The 12,390-nt window shown below is 72.3% G+C and carries 9 protein-coding genes; 7 read left to right on the top strand and 2 right to left on the bottom strand.

All coding sequences use genetic code 11. The features are described 5' to 3' along the window. Nucleotides 1-9 precede the first annotated feature (9 nt). The 7 genes from IG88_RS0105555 to IG88_RS0105520 all read left to right on the top strand — a co-directional run bounded on the left by IG88_RS0105555 (nt 10) and on the right by IG88_RS0105520 (nt 9,884). Nucleotides 10-945 carry a hypothetical protein gene (locus IG88_RS0105555; protein ID WP_158853779.1) on the top strand — a complete coding sequence of 312 codons (936 nt, stop codon included), beginning with the start codon at nt 10-12 and terminating at the stop codon, nt 943-945. A 40-nt stretch (nt 946-985) separates the two neighbouring features. After that, entirely contained in the window at nt 986-1,366 is a 381-nt protein-coding gene (locus tag IG88_RS0105550; RefSeq protein ID WP_031035603.1) for a hypothetical protein, read from the top strand. A 31-nt stretch (nt 1,367-1,397) separates the two neighbouring features. Then, the gene (locus IG88_RS0105545; RefSeq protein WP_031035601.1) at nt 1,398-1,763 is read left to right on the top strand and encodes a hypothetical protein; all 366 of its coding nucleotides are present in this window, start codon (nt 1,398-1,400) and stop codon (nt 1,761-1,763) included. Nucleotides 1,764-1,802: 39 nt separating this feature from the next. Beyond that, nucleotides 1,803-3,212 carry a hypothetical protein gene (locus IG88_RS0105540; protein ID WP_031035599.1) on the top strand — a complete coding sequence of 470 codons (1,410 nt, stop codon included), beginning with the start codon at nt 1,803-1,805 and terminating at the stop codon, nt 3,210-3,212. 3 nt (nt 3,213-3,215) lie between these two features. Then, complete coding sequence (locus IG88_RS0105535; protein WP_031035597.1) at nt 3,216-4,244, top strand: polyprenyl synthetase family protein; 1,029 nt, start codon at nt 3,216-3,218, stop codon at nt 4,242-4,244. A 93-nt stretch (nt 4,245-4,337) separates the two neighbouring features. Beyond that, the gene (locus tag IG88_RS0105525; RefSeq protein WP_051851767.1) at nt 4,338-6,104 is read left to right on the top strand and encodes a hypothetical protein; all 1,767 of its coding nucleotides are present in this window, start codon (nt 4,338-4,340) and stop codon (nt 6,102-6,104) included. Nucleotides 6,105-6,185: 81 nt separating this feature from the next. Continuing rightward, entirely contained in the window at nt 6,186-9,884 is a 3,699-nt protein-coding gene (locus IG88_RS0105520; RefSeq protein WP_031035593.1) for a hypothetical protein, read from the top strand. Here the strand turns inward: IG88_RS0105520 and IG88_RS43235 are convergent. Further along, the gene (locus tag IG88_RS43235) at nt 9,859-10,803 is read right to left on the bottom strand and encodes a hypothetical protein (protein WP_031035591.1); all 945 of its coding nucleotides are present in this window, start codon (nt 10,801-10,803) and stop codon (nt 9,859-9,861) included. The genes IG88_RS0105520 and IG88_RS43235 overlap by 26 nt on opposite strands. Before the next feature lie 23 nt (nt 10,804-10,826). Beyond that, nucleotides 10,827-12,284 carry an FAD-binding oxidoreductase gene (locus tag IG88_RS0105510; protein WP_031035589.1) on the bottom strand — a complete coding sequence of 486 codons (1,458 nt, stop codon included), beginning with the start codon at nt 12,282-12,284 and terminating at the stop codon, nt 10,827-10,829. Between the last annotated feature and the right edge of the window lie 106 nt (nt 12,285-12,390).

Genomic DNA, 12,390 nt, shown 5'->3' with positions numbered 1-12,390 from the left:
CGTGCCCGCGTGACCCGATGCGATCTCGTGGTGGCCCTGGGACAGGACACACTCAACGACCTCCTGCGCAGCTCGGCGTCCCGTCCCGGAGTGCGCGACGCCCTGATGGCCGGCACGCTCCAGGTGCCCCTCGGCGACCGGAGTATCCCGCTCGACTGGTCGCTGGGAGAGCCGCCGGTGCTGTCGCTGCACGACCCCACCGACGACGAATGGCGGGCGGCGATCGGCCCCCGCGGCGTCCCGCCCCGCCGGGTGAGGGGCGCGTTCACCGTGCTGCTTCCCCGGCTGACCGTCAGCGGCCCGGGCGTCGAGCGGGCCACCCGGAGGGTGAAGGTCCTCTGTACGCTCGCCGCAGGATCCGGGACGCTCGGCCTCACCCCGCTGGGTGCCGAACTGGACCTGCGGCACGTCCCGGACCCCAGCGACCGGGCCGTCTACCGGCACATCGTGGTGCCCCGGGCCCTCCAGGCCGTACTGGGTGCGCTGGGCCGTACCGCACTGCCCCGCGTGGACGTGGCGGGACTCTCCTTCGGCGACTTCGCCCTCACCGTCGGAGCCGGCATGGTGGTCGGCGCCGCGAACACCGACGACCGGCCCCCGGCCCCGGCTCCCGATCCCGTCGCCGTGTTTCCCCGGGCCCCCGCGTTCGAGGTACTGCTGTCGCGGCCCGCGCTCGAACGCGCGGCCCGCGCCGCCGTGTCCGGCCTGGCCGGCCGCTCGCAGAGCGTCGGCGGAAGCTCCAGTTTCGGCATCGCACGGGCCCAGTACGAGGGCCGGATCCAGGTGAACGCCGCCGACGCCCGCGTCGCCGGCAACCCGCTGGACCTGGACGTCGACATCTCCCTGGACGTCCACGCCGAAGCCGGGATCGACCTCTTCCAGGACATCGGGGAGGCCCTCAACCACGCCGCGGAGGGCATCGGCCGCGCCCTGTCCAGCTACTGACAGCACGCCTGCCCCTCCGCACCCGCCCCCATGGAGCCTCATGTCCGACATCGGCATCTCCTACGACGCCTCCGTCCGTCCCGAACCGCTGCGCGTACGCGTCCGGCTGCACCTCACCGGCACCACGGTCCGGGCGACGCTGGAAGACGTCCCCGGCTTCGTCACCACCCTCCGCCCGGTCGGCAACGTCGGCGAGCAGATCCTCTCCGGCGTCGCCTGGCCCGTGGCCCAGACCCTCGGGATCCTGCTGCCCCAGGTCGGGAACCGGCTTCTCAACGGCCAGTCCTTCGACCTGCTGCCGCTCCCCGCGCCACCGCCCCTGCACCTGAACGGCCAGACCCTCACCCCCGTCCTGGACAACCCGTCCCTGGGCAGTCGCGACGGCATGCTCAGCTTCACAGCCTCGCTCCGCCTGGCCTGACCCCCGCTCCCCGAAAGAACAGGACCCGTACATGGCACTCATGGACTTCAAGACCGTCACCGTGCCCGACCCCCCGGAGGTCACCGTCCGGGCCGGCGCTGTGCCCGACGGAAAGCTGACTCTCGAACTGGTGAACCTGAAGCTCTCGGACGTCGCCTTCCTCCCGGCGAGCGTGGCCGCCGTCCCCGTCGGGATCCTGTCCATGCTGCTGTCGAAACCCGCCGCCTCGGCCGTCAGGGATTTCCTCACCGGCCAGACCCTCGACGTGCCGCTCCCCCAGCCCCTGGGAACGTCGTTCCCCGCCGGTGACACCGAGGTGAAGGTGCGGCTCGACCAACCGGAGCTGGGCTCCCACAACGGGATGCTCATGATCAGCGGCACCGCCTCCGTCTCCTGACCCTTCCCGCCCCGCACCCTTCCCAGGAGCCCTCTCCGTATGAACGGCCCTCAAGTCTCCCCGGACGGCGAGCCCTCCGCCGCCGAGCCCCTCCGCCTTGCCGACACACCGGGCTACCCCCTGGCCCGCGGGGTGGACACGACCGACATCGACACCGTCCCCTACGACACCGGCGCCCTGAGCATCCGCTTCGGCGACCTCGCCCTGCACCCCCTGGCGGCGCCGACGCCGGTGTCCACCGAGGTCCTGGGGGAGGTCACCAAGGTCACGTACCGCATCCCGGCCCTGTCGCTGACCGGCCGCTACGCGCTCGACGCGCGCCCGGACGAGATCAGCGCGATCGACGCCGGCGGCAACCCCTTCCAGCCGCTGACCGCGGAGCAGCAGCAGCCGACGTTCCCGGCCGCCCCGGCTCCCCCGCCGCCCGACCAACAGACCCAGGAACGGTGGCACGGGCGGGCTCGCGCGCACCGCGACGCCCTGATGCGGACGGAGAACGGCAGGAAGCTGCTGGTCGAGTACGGGAAGCACAACGACACGTACTGCGAGGTCTTCACCGGGACCGACAGTGTCAGCAAGGCTCTGAGGAAGACGTGGAGGGCCAACGGCGTCACCCGCCGCATGGCAGAGCACACCTACTCCGTCACTGATCCCGACACTCCCCGTGGTGAGCAACAACCGGTCAACGAGTGGACCGACGAAAGCGGCGTCTCCTACAACGGCCATGCCTGGAGTCAGCGGACCCTGCTGGTCACGGCCCTCGCGACGAAAGCCAGCAGCCGCAGGCGCAAGGACGACGTCCAGAAGGCCGAGCGCTACCAGGCGGCGGCCGAAGCCACCGAGTCCTTCAGCCTCGAAGTGCAGCAGACCGGTAACGCCTCCGGCGAAACGACTCCCCTGACCCAGCAGCAGGTGTACGAGACGGTCGAGGACCACTCGGGGACGGTGTCGCCGCCGTCCGCGGAGGCCATGGCGCGTTACCAGCCGCCCGCCGGGCCGGAGGAGCTCATGGCCCGCGAGGCGCCCGGCGAGACCGCCGGGGCGGAACCCGACGGCTGGGTGGCACTGAGTGCCGAGGACCACGCGGTCATCGACAACATCCACCGGGCCTTCTACCACCAGGAGGCCGCCGAAGCCGACCCCGCTGACAACACGCTGCACCTGGGGCAGGTCTCGGCACGGCTCGAAGACGTCCGGATCACCGTGAGGCTCCCGGACGGGCCGGGCGGTCTTCCCACCGAGCCGGAAGACGTCCCGGTCGTCCTGCCGGAGTTCGATCTCGGCGTGCAGGACGAGCACTGGGAGGGGAACGCCGGGGCGGTGGCCAAGGAGCGCCTCGCCGGCATGTCCTTCCTCCTGGGGCTGCTGCGTGACTCCACGGCCGAGACGCTGCGCCACAGCGTCCTCGCCGGCACGCCCGGATACGCGCCGCCCACCGAAGGGGCCTGACCGGTGCTCATCCTCGACAAGGGCACGGCACCCGAGGACGTGGCCGGGTCCGTCTGGGCGGAGCTGCTGGCGGAAGACCTGGTCCGCTACGAAGCGACCCTGGAAGAGGCACTGGAACCCCAGCGGGAGTACCTCAGCGAAGCCGAGTACACCGTCTACCGGCGGGGCAAGAGGCTGCGCCCGGCGGTGCTGCTGCTGGCCGCCCGCATGGTGCACGGGCCCACCCCGTTGCCGGCCAAGGTGCTCCAGGGCGCCGTCTCCCTGGAGATGCTCCACGTCGCCACCCTCATCCACGACGACGTGGTGGACGACTCCATGCTGCGCAGGGGAATGCCGTCGGTGAACGCCGCCCGCGGACCGGGCACCGCGGTGATCGTCGGCGATCTGCAGTTCGTCCAGGCGGTGCGGGGCTTCGTGGACGCCATCGACCGCGACAGCGACATGGCACTGGTCAAGCTGGTGCTGGACAGCGCGTTCGACACCTGTCGCGGCGAGCTGGACGAGCTGCACACCGACCTCTCCCAGGAGCTGGCCGCCCTGGTGAACCGCTACTGGCAGACCGCGGACCGCAAAACAGCGGTCCTGTTCGGGCTGGCCGCCGAGTCCGGGGTCGTACTGGCCGACGGGCGCAGCAGTGACGCGCGCCGGGCCGGTTTCTACGGACGTGGATTCGGCCGCGCCTTCCAGGTCATGGACGACCTGTTCGACCTCGCCCGGGCCGAGGCCGCGTCCGGCAAACCGTGCGGGGTGGACCTGTTGCGCGGCCGGGCTTCCCTGCCGTTGATCTACGCCATGGCCGAGCTGGGTCCCGCCCACCTCGTGAGCAGGGTCATGCGCGGGGAGCCCGCCGGCCCGTCGGCGCTGGCGCGGGCCGTCGCGCAGGTCCGGGCCGGCGGCGGCTTCGCCCGTGCGTACGCGGATGCCCGCACCCAGGCGCTCGACGCCCTGGAGTTCCTGCGCCCCTTCCCGGACAACCCCTACCGCCGGGCCCTGCACGACCTGGCCCTGCACGTGGTGGACCGGTCCCCCTGAGCCCGGCACCGCCACGCCGTCCGCCCAGCTTCCAGTCCTGGCCCGCCGTCTCCGGCAGGACCAGGCATCCCCAGCCCGCGACAGGGAGACACCATGGGAACCACCCTGGTCAACTTCGTCTACACCACCATGAGGAAACGGTTGAACAATCCCGGCAGCCGCTACTGGCTGCCGACCCTGCTCAAGGAGGTGAAGGCCCCCGACGGCGGCACCTTGACCCCGCTGCGGGCAGCGGAGTGGAACCTCGGCGCGATCGGGGGCGAGCAGGGCACACTGGTGGGCGACACCATCGCCAATGCCTGGTGGATCGTCGTCGGAAGTGCCTTCGACGACGCGCAGGGACGCGAGGACGAGTCGGAGGACCTGCCCGAGGACCTGGACGCCTTCACCCCCCGCCGGAGTGAGGCCAACCCCCTTCCCACGCTGTCCTTCTCCTCGGTCGAGATCCACCACCTCCCCAACGCCGCCGTGGGAGAACTCACCGGCCTCACCGAGGACTCCGACGGCTACCGGGGGTCCGTCCGCATCACTCTGGGGGCCCACAGCCACGATGAGTGGAAGGACCGCGACCACATCAGGATCAAGAGCCGCTATCTGCTGCGCCAGGAAGTCGTCGCCGCGGACGACCCCGACGACGGTTCGGCCGGCCCCCTGCCCCCGACGACGACGGTGGTGCGGGGACTGGAGGGTGTCAGCTGGCCGAAACAGGTGGTGGAGGGGCGCGGAACGCTCGAACTCACCGCCCGGGGCCTCGCCTTCGACGTCCAGGTCGCCCTCCACGTCTCGGGCAAGGGTCCCGGCCGGACCCTGGCGGCCCGCGTGGACTCCATCAGCCTCGCGGCCGGTGCCGCCCCCACGTTCCGCCTGGCCGAGGAGAGCCTGACCATCGAGGACGAGTGGACCGACCCCGGTTCTCTCGAGCAGTGGAAGAAGGCAGCCCTGAAGGCGGTCAACAGTGCGGACGCCGGCAGGGAACTCCGGGCCGCCATGGAGGCCGCCCTGTCCGACCCGGGGCAGCGCGACGAGTTCTCCTCGGTGGTGACCGAGCAGCTTGCGGCCGCACTCGACGGGGTGCTGGGCCCGGTGTCCACCGGCGCCCTGCCCGCCGAAGGGCCGGACACCGGAACGGGGCCGGTGGAGCAGTACCTGTTCGACAGGGTCCGGCACGCGGTGAACTCCCCCGCCTCCTCCTTCTATCCGCCGGCCGTCATCCACTCCTTGGACGACCCGGGGCTCGTCCCCTACCGGATCCCCCTCCTCGACCTGGGCCCGCAGTCCCTCGAGGACCTCGAGCTGAGCGCCGTCCGCCTCCACGACGTCACCGTCCACGGCCTGCCCAACCTGCTGATCCCCCCAAAGGACGCACGGCTGACAGCCGACGGCATCGACCTGACGCTGAGGCTCGGCCATATCACGGGCCGGCCCGAAATCCCGGGCACGCACGGGTCGGACGGCTCGCCGCTCCGCGTACCCGAGCCCCCTTTGGTCCTCACCGGCCGGTTCGAGGCGGTCTTCCCGCCGAGTGGAGAGGACGAGGACGATGTCCTGAGCGGGACGTTCGAGGCATCGCTCACGCGGTCCTCGCTGGCGGCGGGACTTGTTTTCAGCGGCCCCGACGCCGACGCGCTGGAGATCTCCCTGCGCTCGCTCGACCTGGAACTCACTCCCGAAGAACTGACGGTGGACGTGACCACCGGTGACCTCTTCAGGGAAGTGATCCGCAGTCTGTTCAACTCCGCCCAGGTCAAGACGGTCCTCCTCCGCGGGATTCGCGAGCGCACGGCCGCGCGGAAGGACGAGATCGCCGCGGGGCTGTCCACCGCCGCGCGCGGCATCATCGCCGCCCACCTCACCCAGTAGACCCCGCCCCGGCCGACGTGCGGCTGCGCGCCGTCCCCTTCCGCCCCGCCGCGTCCCGCGGCAGAACCTCCGGGATCCCCCATGCACGTACAGGAACTGGACGCCCTCCTCACCCGACGTACCACAGACCACACCCTCAGCCTCAGCAGCGACGACTTCGGCTGCGCCGCCGCTCCCCTGGTGACCGAGTGGCTCGACGGCACCCTCACGGTCGCGGGGGTGCGGCGCAGCACCCGGCCCGACGGGACCGTCGTCCTGGACGGAACCACCAGCCTGCTCGGAGTGAAGGACCGGCCGGTCACCGGCATCGAGATCGGCATCGACCCCGCCGATCAGCGGCCCTCGCTCTACCTTCCCTTCGCGCTCCCCACCACCTGGAAGTTCCCCGCCTCCTTCCCGGAGACCAAGGACAGCGATCTGGCCCGGCTCGGCTTCACCACGGAACCGGAGCTGCTCCTCAGCTCCACCGTCCGGCCGGCGGCCGACGGGCGGCCCTCTCTCCTGCCGGGCCTGACCTTCCACGGCGCCACGGTGACGACGCCGGACGCCGCGGAGTGGCTCGGCAAGCTGCTCAGCCTCGCGTCGGGCACCCTCTCACTCACCGGCCCCGTCACCCGCCCGCCCGGCCCCAAGGACAAACGCCGTGCCGACATCGCGCTGACCTCGCCCCCGCGGGGCGCCGGCGTGCTGGGGGCGTCCTTCTGTGTGTGGGCCGGCTCCCGCACCACCGCGGCCGTCGACGGCACCAGCACCGTGGCGTACCCGGTGTGCCTGCGCGCGGATCTCGCCCTCGCCCCGGGCACGAAGGCGACCGTCAGCGCACCGCTGCCCTCGGGGACCGAGAAGGTGGCCCTCACCGCGGAGGTGCTGCCGAGCGAGCCCCAGCCGACCGCGTCCCTGGCCTCCTGGGACGGCAGCGGGAGCGCGCTGCGGCAACTGACCGACCAGGGGTTCGGGCTGGGCGACAGCGTGCTGCTCACCGAGCTGGGCCTGGTCATCGACCCGGACAAGCTGCAGGAGGGGCTGACCGAGGCGGTGACCGAGGTCACCGTCAAGGCCAGTGCCCGGCCCACGGTCGCCTGGACGGTCGCGAAGTCCGTCGCGCTGACCGAGGTGGGCGCCGAGCTGACCGTCACCAGGCCGCTCACACGCGAGCGCGGTGCCACCGTGACCGGGTACGGCACCTTCACCGTCACCCCGGCGCTCCATTTGACCGCCAGTGCGCGCATTCCCCCCGGCACTTTCCAGCTTGCCCAGCGCAAGGACACCACCGCGAAACTCGCCGACGTGCTCGCGGGCTTCATGCCCTCCGCGCCGGCCGGCTTCCCCGACCTGACGCTGAGCGAGTTCAGCGGCTCAGCCACCCCCAGGACCGGCGAGTACTCCCTCACCGCCAAGGTCGCCACCTCGTGGTCCCTGTCGCTGGGAGCGGCCGAGGTGGAGCTGACCGGCGGGAAACTGAAGCTCGACCGGAAGAAGAAGGAGAAGAAGAAGGAAGAGAAGGAGGAGAAGGAAGAGAAGGAGGAGAAGGAAGAGAACGCGAAGGAGGGGGAGGAGGAAGAGAACGAAGAGAAGCAGGAATCCGCGAAGGAACCGACCGACGGTCCGGACTCCGCCCACACGGTCACGGGCACGGTGTCGGCCACGGCGAAGCTCGGCGCCGTGGGCGGCGACGAGAGCGTCGACTTCACCGCCACCTGGACCCTTCCCAAGTCGTTCGCCCTGGAGGGGACCCTCCCGGAGATCGAGCTGACCGACCTGCTCAAGCGCCTGCCCTGCCCGCTGGAGCTGCCCGACGGAACGCCGGCCGTCTTCCTCAGGAAGTCCGAGGCCACGTTGCGCGCCGGCAAGGCGATGGCCGGGCAGCCCGACTCGGACGTGCACTACGAACTCGGCCTGTCCACGACCGTCGCGTTCGGAACCCGCACGCGGCACCCCCTGACACTGACCGGGAAGGCCGGCCGCTCCACCGAGGGCACCTTCTTCGCCGCAGCCCTCTGGCAGCAGGACTGGGCGTGGTCCCCCAAGGACGTCGAGGGCTGGGGCGACGTCCTCGGGGTCCTCGGCGATCTCACGTTCCGCAAATCCGGCCTGGCCGTCTGCACCGCGGACGGCGTCACCCTGGACGCCGACGCCAAGCTTCCCGACACGCTGCCCAAGACGCTGGACCGCGGACTGACCTTCTTCACCGAGGTCGGCTACGGGGAGCCGCTCGCCTTCCTGCGGCAGATCTTCCCGGACACCGAGGGGATCCGGCTGCGGGCCCGACTCGCCCGCCCCATCGCCGACTCGGAGTTCACCGCCGTCATCGGCGAGGAGGACACCGGCAGCGGGTTCGGCGCCCTCAGCCTGACCATCGTGCCCAGGAAACGGAAGATCGAGCTCTCCACCAGCTTCGTCCTCGACCTCTCGGCGTTCGGGTCGCCGTCCGGGACCAGCCTGCGATTCGTCGCCACCGGTGCGGCGAAGAAGACGGACCTCGGCTGGTCCCTCAGTCTCAGCCTCCTCCTCAAGGCAGAGGAGGCCGGCGGCCCGGCCCTGCCCGGGCAGCCCACTCCCCAGCAGCTCTCCGTGATCACGTTGGACAGGCCCGGACACATCCTGCTGCCGGCCACGGACCCGACGCTCACCACAGCCGCCGTCCCGGCCGCCGGTGGGACGCCCACGGACTTCCCACTGGTGCCGGTCTCGAAGCAACGGTCCGTCTGGCGCAACGCCTTCGGGATCGAAGGCTTCAACATCGCCTACTTCTACCTGGAGATGCGCTACGACGCCGACGGGTTCAAGCTGGGCGGCGGCGGCTCCGTCGACGTCGGACCGGCCTCCCTGGAACTGGCGGTGCACGGCAGGGGCGGCCCGCCGTCGGTCAGTGCCTTCTACTTCTCCCTGACGGGAACCTCCCCCGAGCGCGGGGTGACGATCCTCGACCTGGTCAAGATCGTCGCCCCGGATCCGGCGCCCGCCCTGAGCCCGCTGGACTCGGTGGTCGTCCGGGAAATCGCCCTGTGCGCCGTCGCCGACCCGGACGGCTGGACCAACACGGCTACCGGGCAGGACTGGGCGCCGGGCTTCTACGCCAAGGGGGACATCGCCTTCGGCACCAACACCTGGCAGTTCCAGGTGCGCGTCCAGCCCACCGGCCTGTACATCAGCAGCCAGGTGGAGAGGCCCATCGAGCTGGGTGGCGTCTTCGAATTCGCCGGCAGGGACGGCGTCAAGGGCCCGCAGTTCCTGCTCGACACCGGGGACCTCAAGGCGGGCAGGCTTCCGGAGAAGATCTTCTACCTCTCCGGAAGCCTCTCCCTCCTCGGCCACCAAGTCCTCGCCGTCGAGGCGTTGCTGGAGACGGGCGGGTTCGCCTTCGATCTCGTCGTGGACATCGTCACCGCCCGGGTGGGGGTCCACTGCCGCCTCAACGAACGGGGACTGAAGGCCCGGGCCCGTGTCGACCTCGGCTTCGAGATCACGCTGCCCCGCAACGCCCGGATCGCGGGGATTCCCCTGGGGGCCGGCCTGCTGGTCGGGGTGCACGTGGGGGGTGAGATCGAGATCGATGTCACCACGGGGGCGATGGTCCGGCTCAGCGGCGCGTTCTCGCTTCGGGCCCTGGACACCACGCTCGTGTCCACCGATGCGGAACTGAGCTTCGGCATCCGGTCGTGGGACGACGTGGTCGACGTCCTGAAGCAGGACCCGGCGAAGGTCCTGGAGAAGGTGGCCACCGACGTCTGGGAGACCGCCAAGAACTGCGCCGTCACCACGGCCGGGGCGCTGATGTGAGTACTCCCGCCCGCGCGGTCAGCAGTTCGGTGGCCACGCCCTCCTCCCCTGCCGCCGCGGCCCGGTCGGCCGCGGCGGCCAGGAGGGCGGCGGCCCGGGCGAGCACCCCGCCCACGGCCTCCGCGCACCCGGCGTCCTCGGAGCCCTCCTGCTGCGCGTCTTCGAGGACGTACCCGGAAGCGTCGTCGCCGCCGGGGCGGCGGGCCCGCTCGTCCCACCGGGCCCGCCCGGCGGCGGGCAGTTCCCACCACACCGCCGAGCGGACTCCCGCGACCGCGTCGTGGCGCACGTCGGCGGCATCGTCCACCAGCCGCCACGCCACGGCGAAGTCCGCCACCAGCGACGACCACCCGGCCGCCGCCCGGCCGCCGGTCTCCAGCAGCCGGGGCAGCAGGGTCCACAGCGCGGCCTGCTCACGGGCAGTGGCGCAGTAGGAGTCCAGGTCAACGGGCGTGGGCGGGGCATGGGTGGCACCCAGGTACCGCTCGGTGTGCCGGGCGACCAGAACCGGGTCCGCGCCCCAGGCGGCAGACAGCGCCGCCGCGTCCTGCTCCAGGCACCGCCACAGCTCGGTGCGGAGCTGCAACGCTGCGAGATCCGGCCGAAGTTGACCGTCCGTCAGATGGTCGTCCCACAGATGGAGCAGGAGAGCGGCGGCGTGGAGGCGCTCGGCGTCCGGATGCCTGGCGGCGGGCACCCAGTGCAGGAAGGACCACACCGGCGCGGGGAACAGCACGAACAGGTCCCCCTGGTCGGCGGTCCGGGTCCGGCCGTGTCGGCCCAGCAGGGCGGCGACGTCCTCGGCCAGGGGGCGCGGCATCCGGCTCACGACCTCCAGCACCCGGCCGTGCAGACGGCGCCGGAGCGCCGAGACCTCCGGCGTCTCCAGCACCGCGCCGAAGCCCGGCGGCGGGGCCACGGACGCCGGGGGAAGGGGCCCGCTCACCGGCCGGTGCCCCGGCGGGGCCGCGCCCGCAGGATCCCGCGCGGGTCGAGTGCCGAGGCCACCTGGTCGAGCAGCAGCCGGCTCCCTTCGTTTCCGGCGTCCCCCAGGTCGTCGCCGATGACCGGACGGCAGGGGTGGACGCCGATACGCGCGCATCTGCGCACCAGTTCGCGACGGCACGCCAGCGCCCGCGCGTCGGCTCCCGGCTCGTCACGGTCCCAGAAGAGCCCGGCGACACAGCGCAGGTCCCGTGCGCCGAGGCGGAGGGCGAGGCAGGGTTCCATGCCCCGGTCCGTCATGATCCGTTCCACCAGCCGCAGGACGGTGCCGGTCCGGGCGCCCGACATCGGGAGCCGGGGCGTGAACCAGAGGACTCCGCACCGGTCCCGGTCGGGGTCCCGTTCCCGGCCGGCCGGAACGTACAGCGGCCCGCCGGGCTTGTGCCGGTAGGCACTGGCCAGACCAGGGGCGCTGTCGTACCGCGCGGCGCCCTCCGGCGGCCCGGGGGTACCAGGAGCACCCGGGACGACGACGTGCCCGGTCACCTCGTCGACGTCCCAGCGGTCGGCGTACGGGGCGAAGGCACGCAGCACGGATTCGTACAGCAGGTCCAGCACCCTGGGGTCGTCGGCCCACAGCTCGGCGTACCCGGTCCACGGGCCGTCGAGGTGCCCGGGCAGCCGGTTCCGCGGCGCGGGCAGTACCTGCGCCGCCAGCCGGGCCCGGTTCCACAGACTCACGGCCACGCCGGCCGGTGTCCGTTGCAGCAGTCGCCGGGCGGCGTCGACGGCGCCGGGGAGGAGTCGCTCGTCGGGGAGCCGGAAGGTCACGGACCGGCCCGCCCGCGGACGCGGGTGCAGCCACAGTTCGGCGGACACGACTACGCCGGGACCACCTTGCAGGAAGAGTCCGGTGAGCCCGGGGCCCGGGCCGGGGCCGGTCGACAGCCGGGTGCCGTCGGGGCGAACCACCTCCAGCCGCCGCAGGTGGGAAGCCATGTCCTGATAGGGCCCCCGCCCCAGGCCGCGCTGCAGGGCGTTGGCCAGGACGGAGGTGCCCGGTCCGGCCCCGGTGGACGGAGGCAGCAGCTCCGACGAGCGCTGGCCCAAAGCCTGGGCCAGGCCCCCGAAGGTGACCCCCGGCTCCACGGTGACCAGGCCGAGCTGCTCGTCATGGCCGAGGATGCGGTCCAGTCGGGCCAGCCGCAGCACCACGGTGTGCCCCTCGGGCGGACAGCCGGAACCGTATCCCCAGTTCCGGCCGGTGCTGACCGGGTGGACACGGACGCCGTGGCGGTGGGCGATCCGCAAGCAGTCCCGGGTCTGCGCCGCGTCGGCCGGGCACAGCACCGCCTCCGGCAGCGGAGCCGGGAACGTGCACCGTCCGGCGACCGCACGGTCCTGGGGCGCGGTGAGCATGTGCGCCTCGCCGAGCACCCTGCGCCAGGCCGCCACCGCACCCGGGGGCAACTCCGTCGTCGGCCGACCGGCGGCCGCACCGTCCGGACACGGGTGCCCCCGGACAGCCTCCGGATTCCCGGTCATCGTCACCCCCCGTCCG

This window comes from Streptomyces sp. NRRL F-5650 (assembly GCF_000721365.1).
Taxonomy (GTDB): Bacteria; Actinomycetota; Actinomycetes; order Streptomycetales; family Streptomycetaceae; genus Streptomyces; species Streptomyces ardesiacus.
The sequence above is the reverse complement of the archived record's forward strand: the minus strand, read 5'-3'. Positions and strand labels throughout refer to the sequence as shown.